The organism is Microcoleus sp. PH2017_08_TRC_O_A (assembly GCF_020738665.1).
In the GTDB taxonomy this organism is placed as follows: Bacteria; Cyanobacteriota; Cyanobacteriia; order Cyanobacteriales; family Microcoleaceae; genus Microcoleus.
The window spans coordinates 1-18,257 of the sequence record NZ_JAEQCE010000118.1; the positions used below are offsets into that span (position 1 = coordinate 1).

13 protein-coding genes and 1 pseudogene are annotated in these 18,257 nt (G+C 46.2%); 10 read left to right on the forward strand and 4 right to left on the reverse strand.

The window, feature by feature from the left end; translation table 11 throughout:
• Positions 1-54: 54 nt before the first annotated feature.
• Together JGK22_RS29625 and JGK22_RS29630 are read left to right on the forward strand one after the other, a co-directional pair.
• On the forward strand, positions 55-624 hold the full coding sequence (locus JGK22_RS29625) for a hypothetical protein (protein ID WP_293199217.1): 570 nt from the start codon (positions 55-57) through the stop codon (positions 622-624).
• A gap of 397 nt (positions 625-1,021) precedes the next feature.
• Positions 1,022-2,452, forward strand: a complete 1,431-nt coding sequence (locus JGK22_RS29630; protein WP_293199220.1) for an MFS transporter — start codon at positions 1,022-1,024, stop codon at positions 2,450-2,452.
• A 593-nt stretch (positions 2,453-3,045) separates the two neighbouring features.
• On the opposite strand, the gene rpsD is transcribed toward JGK22_RS29630, so the two are convergent.
• Together rpsD and JGK22_RS29640 are read right to left on the reverse strand one after the other, a co-directional pair.
• Entirely contained in the window at positions 3,046-3,654 is a 609-nt protein-coding gene (gene rpsD, locus JGK22_RS29635; RefSeq protein WP_293208686.1) for a 30S ribosomal protein S4, read from the reverse strand.
• 72 nt (positions 3,655-3,726) lie between these two features.
• Entirely contained in the window at positions 3,727-3,852 is a 126-nt protein-coding gene (locus JGK22_RS29640; RefSeq protein ID WP_293186122.1) for a hypothetical protein, read from the reverse strand.
• On the opposite strand from JGK22_RS29640, the gene JGK22_RS29645 reads away from it, so the two are divergent.
• Positions 3,851-4,459, forward strand: coding sequence for a hypothetical protein (locus JGK22_RS29645; RefSeq protein ID WP_293208688.1), 609 nt, complete (start codon positions 3,851-3,853; stop codon positions 4,457-4,459). The two genes, JGK22_RS29640 and JGK22_RS29645, sit on opposite strands and share 2 nt — an antisense overlap.
• Before the next feature lie 328 nt (positions 4,460-4,787).
• Positions 4,788-5,135 carry a rhodanese-like domain-containing protein gene (locus JGK22_RS29650; protein WP_293186125.1) on the forward strand — a complete coding sequence of 116 codons (348 nt, stop codon included), beginning with the start codon at positions 4,788-4,790 and terminating at the stop codon, positions 5,133-5,135.
• A gap of 197 nt (positions 5,136-5,332) precedes the next feature.
• On the opposite strand, the gene JGK22_RS29655 is transcribed toward JGK22_RS29650, so the two are convergent.
• Positions 5,333-7,057 (reverse strand): AAA-like domain-containing protein, encoded by a 1,725-nt coding sequence (locus JGK22_RS29655; protein ID WP_293186126.1) that lies wholly within the window; start codon positions 7,055-7,057, stop codon positions 5,333-5,335.
• Positions 7,058-7,353: 296 nt separating this feature from the next.
• Here JGK22_RS29655 and metK point away from each other — a divergent pair, with 296 nt between their 5' ends.
• From metK to JGK22_RS29690, 6 genes and pseudogenes are all read left to right on the forward strand, one after another.
• Positions 7,354-8,616 (forward strand): methionine adenosyltransferase, encoded by a 1,263-nt coding sequence (metK, locus tag JGK22_RS29660; protein WP_293186127.1) that lies wholly within the window; start codon positions 7,354-7,356, stop codon positions 8,614-8,616.
• A 427-nt stretch (positions 8,617-9,043) separates the two neighbouring features.
• The gene (locus JGK22_RS29665; protein WP_293186128.1) at positions 9,044-10,210 is read left to right on the forward strand and encodes a family 10 glycosylhydrolase; all 1,167 of its coding nucleotides are present in this window, start codon (positions 9,044-9,046) and stop codon (positions 10,208-10,210) included.
• Positions 10,211-10,545: 335 nt separating this feature from the next.
• Positions 10,546-12,420 carry a HEAT repeat domain-containing protein gene (locus JGK22_RS29670; protein WP_293186130.1) on the forward strand — a complete coding sequence of 625 codons (1,875 nt, stop codon included), beginning with the start codon at positions 10,546-10,548 and terminating at the stop codon, positions 12,418-12,420.
• Between the two features lie 189 nt (positions 12,421-12,609).
• Positions 12,610-13,836 (forward strand): annotated as a pseudogene (locus JGK22_RS33365) (transposase).
• Positions 13,833-14,039 (forward strand): hypothetical protein, encoded by a 207-nt coding sequence (locus JGK22_RS29685; protein ID WP_293199232.1) that lies wholly within the window; start codon positions 13,833-13,835, stop codon positions 14,037-14,039. Before JGK22_RS33365 ends, JGK22_RS29685 begins: the two are co-directional and overlap by 4 nt.
• Before the next feature lie 430 nt (positions 14,040-14,469).
• Complete coding sequence (locus JGK22_RS29690) at positions 14,470-16,437, forward strand: HAMP domain-containing sensor histidine kinase (protein ID WP_293186134.1); 1,968 nt, start codon at positions 14,470-14,472, stop codon at positions 16,435-16,437.
• Positions 16,438-16,660: 223 nt separating this feature from the next.
• Here the strand turns inward: JGK22_RS29690 and JGK22_RS29695 are convergent, their stop codons facing one another.
• Positions 16,661-17,515 carry a hypothetical protein gene (locus tag JGK22_RS29695; protein ID WP_293193417.1) on the reverse strand — a complete coding sequence of 285 codons (855 nt, stop codon included), beginning with the start codon at positions 17,513-17,515 and terminating at the stop codon, positions 16,661-16,663.
• Between the last annotated feature and the right edge of the window lie 742 nt (positions 17,516-18,257).

The window sequence follows — 18,257 nt, forward strand, 5'->3', positions numbered from 1 at the left end:
AATAGTCTCGTGCGATCGCCCGAGTTGCGGACAAAGCTACCCAAATAGTCAAGGATGGGTAGCTTTGTCCATAAATTAAGTTACAGTTTCAAACCCCGTGCTGAGTACAGCTATGGCGATCGCCTCCGAGGGGGAACAGAGATAATGACCGCCACTACCATCATGCCGTCATTTGTTTCGGATTTAACGGCTCAACTCGCTCCCGAAACCACCGCATCCCACACCATTGTTTTGCAACCCAAGGGCTGTCTCGGTGGCATCGCTGTCCTAGATTTCCAAATTAATTTGGAGCAAGCTTTGGAAATGGCCGCTCTGAGAGTTGTTGTGGATATGCAGCAAGTGGATGTTGTCGCCCCAGATGGAATAGCCGTGCTGGCCCGAGGGCTGGAGTTAGCAGCTATACTCGGCAAGTCGATCGTCTTTGATTCTATAGATTTAGCCACCTATATAGGTTTGAGAGCCGAGTGGAGGATCTCGCGCGAAACTTGTTTTGGCCCTTGGGGCGACTTGTTCGAGGGGGAATTCGAGCAATTTTTGACAGACAAAATGTTGCGATCGCTTCCTTGTGAAGCGGTAAAACCTACTTTTTTACAATTTGCAAAATTATATCTTCCAACCGGTTGATGTCCCAGGGATCGATTGTCATCTATATTCATAACAATTACCCGGAAGTGCCAGTCTAGCTTTCAAGCTAACATCTTGAAAGCGCGGCTGGCTTTATCTTACTACGTGAACTCAGCAATTCCCAGCAGAAAGATTAAATTGTCTGGACGCCAGGGCTTCAGTTGACAGTTGACAGTTGACAGTTGACAGTTTGAGAGCGACCTCTACCTGGAAGGATGAGGATTGGAGTAATGAATCGTCTGATTTTAATTTCTCCCGATCGCGCTTGGCGCTTTCAACCAATTCTTTCTGGTATCAAAATAATTTAATCCCAATCAAGCCCAAAACCTTAACAAAGCAAGGATTTTGCAATTCTAAAATCTAAAATCTAAAATCTAAAATCTAAAATCCTATGACTATGGTTGAACCAGTTGCAGAGTTAAATGAACCTCTCTGTCTTCAGACTCCTGAAATACTAGAAAAGACAATATCTCCGCTCGTTCTACCTCCAAAAACAGCTCTCAAAATTTCTAAACAAGACATTCGAGCCACCCTCAAAGCCTCAACTATAGAGGGAGTTTTTGCCGCTGTCTTCGAGTCGGCGACTACCGGTCTGCTGCTGAGCAACTTCTTGCTGCAAGTCGGCGCGAGCAGCGTGGAAATAGGTATATTATCTGCTATTCCGATGCTGGTAAATCTCCTGCAACCATTAGGAGCATACATCGCCGATCGCACAACCAGCCGCCACTGGTACAACCTAGGAATATTCGGCGTGTCGCGGCTGCTGTGGCTAGTGCTCGTCATCGCAATTGTTTGGGGCCGACAGCACGCAGATCCCCAACAATTGCTCCAGTGGACTCTGGTCACTGTCATCGCCGCTAGCGTGCTGGCAGCTTTTGCTACTTCTAATTGGTTTAGTTGGATGGCTGCGGTGGTTCCTCACCGTTTGCGGGGACGCTATTTTGGATTTCGCAACAGTGCTACTAGCTTAGTTACTTTGCTAGGAGTGCCACTGATGGGACTGTTGATGTCAACTTGGGGCGCAGATCCAATTTTGGGCTACGGTGTGGTTTTATTTTTGGGTGTTGTGGCGGGAATGATTAGTTTGGGGTATCAATTCTTCATGGTGGATGTGAACCCGCAGGCATACCCAAAAGATGCAGAGAGCGATCGAGTTCCCGACAAAAAAGAAAAAATTATAACAGATTTTGTGCCTTCGGTGCTGAAAAATTCTAATTTTTTAATGTTTCTGATTTACTTTAGCGTGTGGACGTTTGCAGTTAATCTCAGCGCGCCTTTTTTTAATATCTACCTGCTAAAAGATTTAAGCTTGGATGTCAGTTTGGTAACGGTTTACAACAGCTTGAGTTCCGGGGCAAACCTGCTGCTGTTGATGTTTTGGGGCAAGTTGGCCGATCGCTGGGGAAATCGCCCCTTGCTAATTGCGGTGGGGCTGGTGGTAGCGGTGACGCCTTTGCTGTGGTTGGGTACGGGCAATTACCCGTTTGCGGTGTGGGTGTGGTTGCCGCTGCTGCACTTGCTCGGGGGAACGACTATAGGGGCGATCGGGCTGTGTACGAACAATATTCAAATGGAGATAGCGCCGATCGAACAACCATCGACTTATTTTGCGATCGCCGCAGCAGTTTCGGGAGTAACTGGGGCTTTGGGAACTACCGCCGGCGGCTTTCTTGCCGAACTTCCGGGCATGAGTTTGGGCGCACTGTTTGCCCTTTCGGCTGCTGTGAGGCTGGTGGGCTTGCTGCCTTTAATTTTGGTTCGAGAACCGCGTAGTTTGTCGCTAAGGGCGATCGTCCCAACTTTTCTACGGTTCAAATTCAACGATTAATATAATGTCCTCCGAGAACGATCGTCCGGTTTGATCGTTCGGACTTCAGCCCGCATCATTACTATAACTAACCAGTTTGTAGTGAGGACTTTAGTCCGCATCATTATTACGACTAACTGGTTTGATCGTTCGGACTTTAGTCCGCATCATTATTAGGACTAAAGTCCTTACTACAAACCGTTACAGATTCCGGGCATTGACAAGCGAATTTCTGCATGTGGTACCCGCCACGTGATTTATCCGTGGAATCAATCCCAAATCGAAAATCGAAAATCCTCTCTTCCCCCGAATTTATCGGTGGGGTCGCCTCTAAAATCTAAAATCTAAAATCTAAAATCGATTGACCGGACATAAATAATATAACGGCCAATAATTAACTTTTAAAAGTTAATTATTGACCGTTACAAAGCTTTTTTCAGCCTTCAGCATAGCCGTTTATTCGTAAAAAATTAGTCCTCAGTCCTTAGCCCTCAGTATTCAGTAACAATTAACTAATAACTAGAGACGAACCCAATTATTAATTTTTTGCTAGCAACTAACTGATGACGTTGGAGGTTCGCGAGCGGGGACGCTCGCAAAACATGACTAATAAATTAAGCTTGACGCGAGTAGTATTCAACCACTAGCAGTTCATTAATCTGAAGAGCAATCCACTCACGTTCGACAACGCCGTTAACTTTGCCAACCAGTTTTTGCTTGTCAAATTCCAAGTGACTGGGCAAGTGAGCCAAGCCTGGGTCTTTGAGATTAGCTTCAACCATTGTGCGAGAGCGTTCTCTATTTTTGACTGCAATCACTTCACCAGGCTTGCACTGATAGCTAGCGATGTTGACTTCACGATCGTTCACAGTAATGTGACCGTGATTTACCAATTGTCTAGCGGACGGAATGGTTGGAGCCATTCCCATCCGAAACACAGTATTGTCCAAGCGCATTTCCAAAAATTGCAGTAACACTTGACCTGTGGAACCCGTCACACGGCGGGCTTTGCGGACATAACGGAGCAATTGGCGTTCCGTCACACCGTAATTGAAACGTAGTTTTTGCTTTTCTTGTAAGCGAACCGCGTACTCAGAGAGCTTTTTGCGGTTTTGACCGTGCTGCCCAGGCGGATAATCCCGTCTGGGAGTTTTGCGGGTTAGACCCGGCAACTCTTTCAGGCGACGGACGATTCTTAATCGGGGGCCTCGATATCGAGACATTTATTTTCCTCTCTAATCTCTGTATGCAATTTTATGCAGACTCTATATTATATGTTGATAAGGGTGAAAATTCTAACAAAAATCGATAAAAAAAATCGATCGACCGCAGCCATCCGTAATGTGCGGTAAATTTTGAAGTAAAAGCCGATCGAGCGATCGACCCAACCAGCCCAAAAAACTCACAAACCGAGCTGCCATGCAAAACCCCAATTTTTTCCGCACTGCTTCCCCAAAGCCAGCACCGCGCTGGATGTTGGCTCTCGGCACTCCCTTAGTCGCGCTGAGTTTGTTGACAGCAGCACTGCCAATCTCGCCAGCATCAGCCATCACCCTGAGATTCCCCCGAACTCAAAATCCCTATCGCGTCTGCGCTAAGGAACTAATCGAAGCGGGAATCGGTGCCGAGGAAGCAGCAGCAGCTTGTGCCGACGCGCTCCACCCCCGCGACATATCCAGATGCGCCCTCCAAATCAGCCGCAAAACCAATATTTCTGGTCTCGAAGCGCTCTCTAGTTGTCGGCGGGTGAGGCGCCCCGACGAATTAACTACTTGCGTGGTGAATATTAATAGCAAAACTAAAACTCAACCTGCTGCTGCCCTGTTAGTTCTTGATGGGTGCCGCCGCAGTTTATTGCCAGAACTATTTGCTGAATGCGTAGTCGGGTTGAGCGGCAGGCTCGACTTTCCCACGGACAGGTTAGTTGCCACTTGTCTCGATCCCAGGGGCACAGTGAGTCAGTTGGACGGGCGTCCTGCACCGACACCTCCTACGGAGCTAATTCCACCGCCTTCGCGACTCAATTAATTAGTTATGGGTAGTTGGGAAATGGTAATTAGGTACGTAGTTGCGCTTCAGCGCTCTTATCTTATATATAACGAAGAGCGCTGAAGCGCAACTACATACCTTTGATGTGACAATTACTTCCAGGACTGTTTGTAATTCTTCGCTCTTGTCTTATATATAACAAAGAGCGCTGAAGCGCAACTACATACCTTTGATGTGACAATTACTTCCAGGACTGTTTGTAATTCTTCGCTCTTGTTTATATAAACAAAGAGCGCTGAAGCGCAACTACGTACCTTCTCCCTTCTTCCTTCTTCCTTCTTCCTTCTTCCTTCTTTGTTATAATCAAATGTCAGAAGTTTTTGGTCAAATTACAGTCGAAGAATTAGGTTGCAAATTAGCAGAAACCAATGCTGATAAATTGCAGCTTGTAGACGTGCGCGAACCTTACGAAATTGAACTCGCAGCGCTGCCGGGATTTGTGGCTTTTCCGCTGAGCGAGTTTGCCCAATGGTGTGGTGATATTGACGATCGACTAAATCGCGACACAGAAACCCTGGTGCTGTGCCACCACGGAGTGCGATCGGCTCAAATGTGTCACTGGTTGAGCGATCGAGGCTTTAACAACGTTAAAAATATCGTTGGTGGCATCGATGCTTACTCAATATTGGTCGATCGCACTGTGCCGCGCTATTAATCTGATGCCCGCTCTAACTACCGCAATATAGGTTCTATCGTTCGGAATGCAAGTCCTCACTACGAACCGGATGCGGACTAAAGTCCTCACTACGAACCGGATGCGGACTAAAGTCCTCACTACGAACCGGATGCGGACTAAAGTCCTCACTACGAACCTTTGTTTATTATCGGGTTTGGGCTGACAGGATCTGAATCCTAATTAACAGCAGCAAATCGAAAATTTAACAGCGTGCTCATAGTGATCCGATCGCGCCCGTGCCTTTTTGAGTCATAAAGAGCCTCATCAGCCGCCAGTACCAGCGTTGCTGCATCATTTTCCGGGCCGGGAACAACGCTAGCAATTCCCAAACTAATTGTCACCACAGAATTAGGCAAACATTCAACACTCTCCGGGTTAAAAACAATATTCAAAGCTTTAACTTTCGCTCTAATGCGTTCGGCAACCAGCAGAGCGCCCGCTGCATCTGTTTGAGGTAAAACGATCGCAAATTCCTCACCGCCGTAGCGAGCAGCTACATCAGCAGGACGCTGGAGCGATCGGCGAATTGCCTGAGCTACCGATCGCAAACAACTATCTCCAGCTTGATGTCCGTAGGTATCGTTATAAATTTTGAAATAATCGATGTCGCACAAAATTAAAGATATCGGAGACTCATCGCGAGCATTATGTTTCCATTCCGCTCGCAAGCAACTGTCAAAATGTCGTCTGTTGCCAATTTGGGTAAGTTCGTCCACATTAACCAAAGCTAGCAGTCTTTCATTTTCTTGCTGCAACTCCTCAAAACCTACAGCCGAGAAACCGTCCTCGCATAAATTTTGCTCTTGAAAATACAGCCGATATAATTCGCAAGATAAACTACAGTTATTGCCCGCTAATTTGACAAGTCCCATGCTATCTAACTGATAGGCCATTAAAGGTTCGAGGTGAATGCTATTTTTAACATCAAGAACCTGTTGGAATGCCCAGGCGAGTTCTGGCTGCTGCTGAATGGCGATCGACTGATTCCGCAAGTAGTCGCTATAAATTCCGCTTTGAGTAGGAGCTGCTTTTAATAGTTCTTCCAACTCGGCTCGCCCCAGCTCCTCCCCAGACTCATTCTCCCCAACCGACAGGCGGTTTTGCTGTAAAATTGCCAGGTGATAAAGCGCTAAATGCACTAAATAAGGATGACCGCCTACCATTTGCATTAATTGCTCGACGGGATAGCTGTCGTTCCAGTTCAGTCCGTGGCGGCGCGCCAACTCTTGGACTTGTTCGGCACTAAATTCTGAGAGTTTAATCGGCAGCCCTACATTGAATGGAGATTGATTGAGACTCAAAGCAATATAAATTTCTGTCGAGTGAATGACCGCGATTCGCAGTTTTTCCCAGGTTTCGCTCTGTCGCGCTTGTTCGTACCAAAAACGGAGCAGCGGCAGGAATTCTTGAGCGATATTGGCGCGTTCAAATACTCGGTTGACTTCGTTGAGTACCAAGACTAGGGGACTGTCAATTTGTTCGAGCAAATAGTTCTCAAAGTAAAGAGAGCAGCTTACTTTGCTGCCCATATCTTCATCCCAAATTTCATCGAGATTTGGTTCGAGTTTGAGTTGGCGAGCGACATTGACACACAGCCAGCGCAAAAATTTATCTAAGGTAGCAAAAACTGCTTCGTCAGCTTGCTGAAAGTCTACAGTGACTGTGCGGTATCCGCGATCGACCGCAGCTTGAATTATCCGCAGCATCAGCGAACTTTTGCCCATTTTTCTGGGAGCTTTAATCCGAATCAGACTCCCTGGCTTGCTAATTTCTGCACAAGCTCGGGCTTCGACGGGCGATCGATCGATATAAAATCGAGAGTCAAGCGGTATTGGGCCCCCAGGAAATTCTAGGTCTGCAACCGTTTGGATTAAATTTGGTGATTTTGGGATTCCTGCCATAGTGCATCCGCGAGGCGATACCCTGACTGTATCTTACCTTTGTCAGATTAGGGGGGCAGAGGATCGGTGTCAAAGACTTATTGACAATCCGACAAAATGTAAGTTTTTCAGCACTTCCCGGAACTGACTTTGCTATAGTAGTGTCACTTTAGCTAATCTCAAACCCTGCCTAAACTCGCACCAGACCGACACAAATTTTCTGGCGACCGAGACGCGATGATTCTGCGCCTCTACCTGAAAAGTCAGTCGTCTGTCGCCAATGTCAAGCAGATTCGCACGAATAGGAGAAATAATCATTGTCACGCCGCTACCTGTTTACCTCTGAATCGGTCACTGAAGGCCATCCCGATAAAATCTGCGATCAAATTTCAGACACTATCTTAGATGCCTTGCTGACCGAAGACCCTAAAAGTCGCGTCGCAGCCGAAGTTGTCGTCAACACGGGTTTGATGCTGCTGACGGGCGAAATTACCACCAAAGCTCAGGTAAATTACATAGAATTGGCGCGGAAAAAAATAGCCGATATTGGCTACATCCACGCTGATAACGGATTTTCTGCCAATAGCTGCTCGGTTTTGGTGGCTTTGGACTCTCAATCTCCCGATATTGCTCAAGGGGTGAATACAGCCCACGAAAGTCGCGAACAGTCCAGTGAAGAGGAGTTGGATGCGATCGGCGCTGGCGACCAAGGCTTGATGTTCGGTTTTGCTTGCAACGAAACGCCGGAATTGATGCCTTTACCGATTAGTTTAGCGCACCGGATTTGCCGTCAACTGGCCGCAGTCCGCAAAACAGGTCAATTGCCTTACCTGCGTCCGGACGGTAAAAGCCAAGTTACCGTAACTTACGAAGACGGGAAACCTGTTGGTATTGATACGATCTTAATTTCTACCCAGCACACTGAGGCGATCGACGATATCACCGAAACAGCCGCGGTTCAAGCCAAGATTAAAGCAGATCTTTGGACTGCTGTTGTCCAACCCGTGTTTGCCGATATTAGCATCAAGCCGGATGCAGAAACTCGCTTCCTTGTCAACCCCACTGGCAAATTTGTCGTCGGCGGGCCTCAAGGAGATTCGGGTTTGACTGGCCGCAAAATTATTGTGGATACCTACGGCGGCTATTCCCGTCACGGTGGCGGTGCTTTTTCAGGGAAAGACCCCACGAAGGTAGACCGCAGCGCGGCCTATGCTTGTCGCTATGTTGCTAAAAATATTGTGGCGGCCGGTTTGGCAGAAAAGTGCGAAGTGCAGTTGAGTTATGCGATCGGCGTAGCACGCCCTGTTAGCATGATGATCGAAACTTTTGGCACTGGTAAAGTTGATGACGATCGCCTTTTGGAAGTTGTGAAGCAGCATTTTGAACTGCGTCCTGCGGGCATCATTCAGACCTTTAACTTGCAGAATTTGCCTGCGGAAAGAGGCGGTCGTTTCTACCAAGATGTAGCGGCTTACGGTCACTTCGGACGCACGGATCTAGAGTTACCTTGGGAGCAAACTGATAAGGCAGAGCTTTTGAAATCAGCTTTGAGCCAGCAGTTGTCTGGAGTAGCTGTATAGTAGAATGTTGGGGCGCGCCCTCCGCGCCCTTATTGCTTGATTATGGGTAATTAACCGACAAAAGGTACGCAAAAGGTACGTAGTTGCGCTTCAGCGCTCTTAGTATTAAGAGCGCTGAAGCGCAACTACGTACCTAACTAAAAATGAACCTCTATCAGAGTGCCAGTTGGGTCGAGGAGTGATGATATAAGTTCCCTAGGGTTCGTCAGCAGTGCGTTTTTTTCTGTATAGGCGATCGGCTAATGGCTTGCACACTAAAAGGTACGTAGTTGCGCTTGGGCGCTCTTAGGAATCATGTAAAAATAAGTTGTGTAACTTTTTAATTGAAGCCTTTAAATTAGATACGGTTTAGCAATGCACTCGATCGAGTTATTTTTACACGCCTCCTTAGTATATGTAAGAGCGCTGAAGCGCAACAACATACCTAATGCCATTTTTTCCTTCTTTCCAGTCAACAATTCGCAGATTTGGTTCGGATCTAAAACAGCGATTTGCTGGTAAATTTTTATCACCAAATCCAGCAGCAATGCCGAGTTCGTTGGTGGCCGACAATACTGGAATGCGCGGCGTTTGGATACCCAGCACTGACTGCAAAGTTCTCACCTCAAAACAGCGGATTGCTGAGGCAATGAATTTTCTTGCAGATACGGGATTTAATACAGTATTTCCTGTAGTTTGGAACCGGGGTTTTACGGCTTATCCTTCTCAAATAATGCGCGAACAATTTGGGGTTGAAATTGACGCGCGCTATCAAGGACGCGACCCTTTGGGAGAATTAATTGTTGAGGCTAATAGAGTTGGTTTAAAAGTTATTCCTTGGTTTGAATACGGATTTGTGAGTTCTTACAATCTCAACGGCGGTCATTTGCTGGCGAAGAAACCGGAATGGGCGGCGCGCGATTGTAATGGCAATTTACTTAAGAAAAATAAGTTTGAATGGATGAATTCTCTTGACCCGGAAGTGCAAGATTTTTTGCTGGGGTTGATGCTGGAAGTTGCGAGGAATTATCCGGTACATGGCGTTCAAGGAGACGATCGCATTGCACTACCCTGTGAAGGCGGTTATGATGAAAAAACGGTTAAACGCTACCGCCAAGAGTGCGGGAGAGAAGCGCCACATAATTGTAGAGAGCAACATTGGCTGCACTGGCGCGCTGATATAATTACTGATTTTGTCGCTCGCTTGCACCGAGAATTGAAGGCGATTAATCCAGATTTGTTGCTGTCAATGTCGCCGAGCCCCTATGACTGGGGATTCGTAGAATATTTGCAAGATTCTCAAGCTTGGGTTGACAAAAAGTTGGTTGATATGCTTCACCCGCAGTTTTATCGCCGCGATTTTAACGGTTACAAACAATTGCTCGATCGACTGATCGATCGACAACTTACCTGCGAGCAAGTGTCCTGTGTGTCTCCCGGTATCCTGTTGGCGAATCGAGGGGGCAATTATAGCATGAATCCGGAGCTGTTGTTGCAAGTAATTGCTTACAACCGTGCTCGCGGCGTTCCAGGAGAAGTGCTGTTTTTTTACGAAGGTTTGCGGGATAACGATAATGCTTTGGCTGAGGCTTTGAAAAATGGGCCCTACGGTTGACACTCTCCCGGAATCGGGCTGTTTCCGGTTTGTTGCGTTCAACGGAGTCGATCGATATCTCAAGCCAACTTGGTATAAAATGATATAGCGCAGAGCAAGTCTAGCAAACAGTGCATCGATGCCAAGCAGCAAGCGCTACTAATGGTTAAGCCGATCGCCCAAAAAACAGATAATCAATCTTTGGGGAGTTGTTAAAATAGTCTAATCGGACATATTTTATAAGTGGTGCAAGTTTTTTTATCAGTTGAGTTTTGTAGGTGCAGGCGTATTTTCTTAAAGAAACCGAGTTTAAAAAGAGCAATCTCAAACGATCGCCAAAATATGAGGATAAATGAATGAACTCAGTAGCAACCCTCATCCAACAGCTACCAGAGCTCAGCGATGCTGAATTCAACCAAAAATATTTGAAACAAAAACAAGGGATGCACACCTTGGCGACAATATTGCCGCAAGTAGAACAGCAAAGCCAGGCTTTGCGCGCAGTAAAATTAGCCCTAAAAGTAAATTTAAAACTCGGCTCGAAGCTAGCAGGAATGGTAAAGCCGGAGTTTCAACTAAAAACAGTAAGATTAATCGTAAAAATTAAAACTTCGCTGCCGCTCAAAATTCAACTGCTGGCACTAACAAGTTCCGATATGGCAATTCCAATGCTTGTCAAAGCATTGAACCACAAAGACCGTGCCGTGCGCCTTCATTGCATTCGGGCGATCGGCCTCATTGGCTCTAGGGCGGCAGTAATTGAATTAGCGCGGGTGCTCGAATCTGCCGATTCCCAAGCGCAAGCTTGGGCCGCTTGGGCCCTAGGAGAAATTGACTCGAAACCAGCAGCCGCAGCACTGATCGAAGCCCTCAACCACAAAGCCGCCGGAGTGCGCGCCTGGGCGGTTTGGGCCTTGGGTAAAATTAACCCCAAAATAGCCGTCCCCACCACGATCAAAGCCTTGAAACATCAAGACTCAGAGGTGCGCTGGCGGGCCGCCGTAAACTGCGGGAAAATCGGGGTGGCTGAGGTAGTTCCGGGGCTGCTGAATGCCCTCAGAGACGAAAATCACCTCGTCCGTGCTAGGGCGGCGGCGGCTTTGGGGAAAATTGGCGATCGCGACGCAGTACCCCGCTTAGTAGAATTGCTTCACGAACCCGACTCCTATGCCGTTTCTTTGAGGGCCGCCGAGGCTTTGGGACAAATCGGGACCGAAACGGCTGTGGCCGGGCTGCTGCAAGCCCTCAACCACGAGGACTCAGATGTGCGCGGCAGTGCAGTTTCTGCCTTGGGGGAAATCAGCAGCGAGGTGGCTGCGGTGGCGGTAATGCGATCGCTCTCGGATCGAGACATTTTCGTGCGCGGCAGGGCGGCTGTTGCACTCGGGAACATCAATATAGCCGGAGATGCTAACTTGCAAAAAATGGTGGCTGCGGGACTGGCGATCGCCCTAGGCGACAGCGAATCCTATGTGCGGTGGAGAGTTGCTGATGCTTTGGGGCAGATTGGGACAGACGAGGCTGTAGCAGGTTTGGTGCGACTGCTGGAAGACGAAACCTCTGGAGTGCGCCAAAAGGCTGTTAAATCCCTCGGTCAAATTGGCTCTCGTGCTGCTCTTTTGGCTCTGGAAGCAGCTTTAAAACGCCAATTTGCTGACGTTCGCGCCCTCGCCGCCCAATATTTGCCGGATGTCGGCGCTGAGGTAAAAACAGTTTATTTTGAGCAGGAATCTGCTACGGATGTCTCGGGTGAAAAACTGTCGCAAATCCAGATTGCTTCGGAAGCAGAAGCCACCGAATATATTATCGATCGCCCTGCGGGCCGGAATCTCCAATACTTAATCTCGATCGGCACTCCGGGCGTACCAGATCCCAAAACTTTTCACAAAGTCCCTAACCGATTGCGGTTAGAATTTAACGACCTCGAAACCCCCGTTGACGACCCCGATCGCGTCTTGGCTACAATTGATGACGTACTCCAAATTATTGACTTCGCCCGCCAAATATCGGCGCACCCCGGCAAATTGCTCGTCTGCTGTCAAAGTGGCATCAGCCGTTCAACAGCAGCAGCTTTGACTGTTTGTGCTGCCCTGTTGGGCCGGGGCAAAGAACGGGAAGCTTGGGCCGTGGTGCTTGCCGCCAGAGCCCAAGCCAGGCCAAATCGCTGGATTGTGCAATTGGCCGATGAAGCTTTGGGTAGAAATGGGAAGTTATCCGATTTTAGATTTTAGATTTTAGATTTTAGATTTGGGAATAACTTATTTTCTAAGGGTTTGAAGCTTGCTTAACGTTGCATTATTTTTTTGAACTGGTATTGTAAAACTTCATTGAGTTTATAAGCAATTATAAACAATAATGGTATTATATTGTTGAGAGTGTTTAACAAGGAATACGCATAGCCCAAAGAACGGAAGTCTCAAATGCAATTAGCAGAAAGGCATATCATTAAATCAACGGAACCTCGTTTTGTCGAGATTGACCAACTAGCATTCAAGTCCAAAAATCTGTACAATGCCGCCAATTATGTCATTCGTCAGAACTTGATTTATGGATGGGGCTACGTCAATTACAACGAGATGAACCGATTGATGAAGTCTCAGGTCGCATACAAGGCTTTGCCTGCTAAAGTAAGTCAGCAAATATTGATGGTGCTAGATCAGAATTGGAAATCGTTTTTTGAAGCCGTCAAAGCTTACAAAGCTGACTCTTTAAAATTTACGGGTCGTCCAAAGTTACCTAACCTAAATACAAGGACAAGGTTAAAGGTCGAAATATCCTTATTTACACGATTCAGGCGATTAGCAGTAAACAGTTGAGAAACGGAATTGTCAAACTTTCTGGTACTGAATTTTCAATTAAAACTAAAGTCAATCCTGACCGGATTTGTCAAGTTAGGTTGGTTCCAAAATGCGATTCTTATGTAATTGAGGTGATTTACAATGCTTGTACTGAGCGTAGTCGAAGTGAACCGGAGTCCACCGCTAAAAATAACAATTTTGTAGCTAGTATTGATTTAGGACTGAATAATTTGGTGGCGTTAACTTCAAATCAACCGGGTTTGATCCCACTGTTGATTAATGGACGACCATTGAAATCGATTAACCAGTTCTATAACAAGCGTAAAGCACAATTGCAATCCCAATTGAAAGGGAGGCGCCAAACATCGTCACGCATTCAACGCTTAACTCGCTGCCGCAATCAAAAAGTAGACAATTACTTGCATCATACAAGTCGCACGATTGTCGATATTCTGGTCGCACAACAAATTGGGACGCTAGTAATTGGCAAGAATGCACAGTGGAAAACCGAGATCAATATGGGGAAGCAAACTAACCAAAACTTTGTCAGCATTCCTCACGCTCGATTAATTGAGATGCTGGAATACAAAGCTTTTTTAGTTGGAATCAAGGTAATCGTACAGGAGGAATCTTTTACCTCCAAAGCCAATTTCTTGGGCTTAGATCCAATTCCTGTTTACGGAAAAACAAAAACAGAACCTGTATTTACCGGAAAACGGCTCAGAAAAGCAATCCCAAATGCGTTCGGCGATGGGATACGTCGTGGGCGTAGTTCAGCCGAGGCGGGTTAATCCGCTCAAAGTAAAAGTGAAGGGGGAGGGAATTGAAGCCTCCCATGTCTATAAATGACTATACTTTTACCAGCTATTAATAGGAGCGATCGAATTAACTGTCGGCACAGAGAGAACTCGCAAGTGCAACAGTTAACCGTAGAAACGCGGTTTCTTTTCGTAAGCCCTAAAGTTATACTCGATTTACAGGACTTGCGGGGCTGCGATGCCAAAAGTCGATCGCTCTTAGTGCAGAAGCGCGATCGGCTGCCGCATTTGTGACATTCTGTGCTATGTATTAGTCGGATACGCAACAAAAACTGTCAAGCAATCGTCGCATTGCTGGTAGCAACACCCCAAAGCTGAGGAATCGGGTGCATTGTCAAGAGACAATATCAGCTTTGGGCTACTCACAGGCAAAACGCATCAGACAGAATTTTCTGCCTGTAAAAATTCATGTGGCAATAATTCACTGCCGGGATAAATCTTTCTTTTTTTGCCTGCTGGAGACTTTTACCAGTCGAAAAAGTAATTTGGCAACAGCCATCAACAGCCTAATTATCTATTAGACATCAACCGAATTTAAGCTTCTGCCCTGACTCGACAAGAGTTTCAGATACTTTTTCGCAGATGTCTACTGGAAAACACACAAGCTTTTCCCTTTGGAGAACTTACGAGCGTGGTAAATTTTCACAGAATACAGCGGTTGCATATGTCAAAAACAAATTTGCTCAAAAAAACACGCAACGAAGTAGGTTTATCGGTTGGTGCTTGGCAAGGCAAGGGCGAGGCAAATCCAGATTTGCAACCATTGAGCCAGCAGGAAAAAGCTGTATTACCGCAAACAAATAACCCCGAAAATAGCAATTTAGGTAAACGGATGTGGCCCTTTATTTCCGCACAATTTGCTTCTGTAGAAACCGAACCCAAACAATCATCGCTCCACAATCTGGCAAAACAACCCTCCTTGAAACTTACCAAAAACTTGTCTTTTAAGCTTGGCTGTCTGCCCATAGACAAAAAAATCAGTGGCGGGTATTTGCTAGCAATAGGAATCGGATTTGTTGGCTCGCTGAGCGGACTCACAATCGCTGAGTACCACCAAGAAAAAGGATTGAGACAACTCAATGATGCTCACATACAAGCACAATTGATCGGTAACTTTAAAGATGCAGCACTGGCGGCACAATTGCAGGGAGCACAGCTAGATTCTTTTGTAGACAATTCCCCTAAGTTGGAACTGCAAAAACAGCAGTTTATCAACAGTATTGTTAAGGCTAAAAACCTGCGGTTGCGTATCGAAAAATTTGCCGAAAGCCAACCAGCTTGGCTCGCAGCCAAGCCGGAAGCTCTCAAAACTTTACTCCAAGATTGCACGGAAAATTTAGAATCCTACGCCGATACTCTCAACTCAACTTTGCTGCAAGTCCAGCAATCGCAACTGTCGCCTCGGAAGATAGAGTCGATCCGAAAATTGTTGGCCACAGAAAGCGGAGAAGGTGCAAAACAGCTTGAGGGACACCTTCAGGAATTGAGCAAAATCCTCGATATTGCCCAGCAGCAAGAGCGCCAAGGCGGTGCAGTGATGCAGGCTGCCCAAGGAATCGAAAAGGGCATAATTATGATTAGTATGCTGCTGTCGGTAGGGCTGGCTGGAATAGTGGCTTGCCGCACCAGTAGGGCGATCGCCAAACCAGTCGTCAGCGTCACTCAGGTGGCTCAACAAGTCGCCGCCGAGTCGAATTTTGATTTGCGAGCCCCCGTCAGCGGACAAGACGAAATAAGCTCGTTAGCTGTATCTCTCAATCACCTGATCGAGCGAGTTTCCGAACATACAAAAGAATTGGCACAAGCTAAGGAAGATGCTTTAGTGGCTACCACTGCTAAAAGCCACTTTTTAGCCAATATGAGTCACGAGTTGCGGACGCCTTTAAATGCGATTATCGGCTACAGTCAACTACTTTTAGAAGATGCCAGAGATTCCGGGTACAAAGATTTTGTTACCGACTTAGACAAGATTCAGAATGCAGGCACGCACCTGCTATCTTTGGTTAACGACATCCTCGATTTGTCAAAAATTCAAGCGGGGGGAATGAACCTCGACATCGAAGAGTTTGACATCGAATCCCTGCTCGATCACATGTCAATGGCGGTAAAATTGTCTTTACAACAGAATGGCAATGTTTTAGAAATAGAGTGTGACAGTCAAACTGTTGGCACTATGCACGCAGATTTAGCAAAAGTGCGAAAAGTCCTGCTGCACCTGCTGAACAATGCTGCTAAGTTCACCAAAAATGGGATAGTGAAAGTCAGCGTCAGCCGTGTTGAGGGAACCGGAGAATCGAATGTAGCGCATCTGTCGGGTGTTGAAAATTTAATGGTTGCGGGCGAGGCGAAATCGAGTTTGATTGCTTGTCCAGTTGCGAATGTTCAAGCATCGGATTGGATTTGCTTTCGAGTTAAAGATACCGGCATTGGAATGTCTCCCCAACAACAGCAAAAATTGTTTGAAGCCTTCGCGCAAGCTGATTCTTCGGCGGCGCGCCAGTACGGTGGGACTGGATTGGGGCTGACAATTAGCCGCCACTACTGTCAGATGATGGGCGGCGAGATTTTGGTAGAAAGCGAAGAGGGCAAAGGGTCTATTTTCACGATACGCATACCAGCAGGAAATAGTTAATACACACATGGGTAGGGTGCCAAGCGAAAAACAGGAAAGAATCAAGCTCTTGGACACCCTACCAGTTGAATTGACTGGTGTATTGAATGTAGCTTTTCTGGGCGTGATGAGGTATGACTGCGATCGAGTTTCGTGAGTTTCTCGCCAGTTGTCTTACTTTTTGTCAATTGCCAATCTGTACCTGACTCACTTGAGAATTGCTATATAACTTCTGAAAGCTCGATCAAAGGTCAAATATTGAAGTGACTTTTGTATCAACATATTTCATGTCACCAGTAGTTCCTCCAGCAAAATGAAGGAAATAGTTATTGAAAAATGCTGTTGTTACACATTTAGAAATTAGTGAAGCCTTAGGATTTAAACCAATTTTTTGTAATCCCTTTTGTACTATGTTGTCTCTCGAACTTAGAAAGGGGTACAGAAATTGCTGGATTAAAGGCCAAGGCATATTGAATTTTGGAGAAATCCAGCACTCAATACCCTGCATCAATATCTCATAGCTCAATGGGCGCATTTCATAGTTCCATTCTCCCGAACCTTTGTCTTCATAGGAGTGATAAACATACTCCAGCAATTCTCGATGATAACGAGGAGAAAGCACCATAACTCCGGCTTGTACAACGGATTCAAATTCTGCATCTATCCCAAAACTTTTGTAAAAAGCTGTAGGAGAAAGGTTGTCTATGTATTCGATACCATTCTTAGACCAAAAATCATAAAGTCTTTTCAGGCAAATCTCGTGATCTGCTCTACTAGGAGTTGCATAATCATCGACTGCCCCAATCTTCTCTAGTGGAACTCCCTCGGTAATATCGGGACTGTTTGGGTTAATCAATATATCAGCATCGACCCAAACAACTTGATCGTATTTTTGAAGACTGGGTTCTGACAAAATTAAGCACTTTTGCCATGATGGATTTCTAGACTGAGCCTTGGACGAATTATCTAACGGTTGTGTCAAAACAACAACTTCAAATTGATATTTTTCAGCATAGTGCTGCCATAGAGACCTACAATGTTTCTCGAACATGAGTTCATAGTTCTTGCCTATTGCTAGCGTAACAAGTGCCTTTGCCACTCTATACTCTCCTTAGTTTATTCATTGAAGATTTACCTTTAAACCCTGAACGCGGAAATCTCCCACAAACACCTGATTCCACCCCAAAATGCCGCATATGGTTTGTCCTGTCAAGTTCTACTATAAAAAATTATCCAAATTTTTCAGTATCTGGGATTGGTAGTGTATAACGCAATACGCTTCGCCTAGGGGTTGTCGGAAGAGACAAACGCTCTTGTGCGATCGCTTCGGTAAAGGCTAGGAAAATAATCCCAGAGTCTATTTTTTACATCGTTTTGACTGCATGACAGTCTTAACCCAACCGTATGGGTGTATGGCGAGCTTCAATCATTTGTGCAAGTATTTAGGGGCGGTGTCCCAGGAGCTGAAATACCGATCGCAGCGGGATTTCCACTACAAACATTACAGGATTTTTGACTGCTGGCTATAGTATCATTTATAGTTCTGGATTACTGTATTTTTTCTGGTTGTCGATCGCCCCTATGGTCAGTAAGGGCCAAAAAATGCCCTATAAAGTGCTACCCATTCATCGTCGCCATCTCTTCCTCAAGGTGATATTTAACACCAGTGCAGTAGATTCTCAATTCTCCAGCGATCGCGAATGGTGCGATCGATAGCTACTACATCACATAGCAGCCAACACTGACCAAGAAAATGGGATACAAGCCCCGTCCTTTTAGGACGGCTTTTCTTGATTTCTAATATACTCTTTCAATACTTCTAAGGGTGCGGCACCAACGGA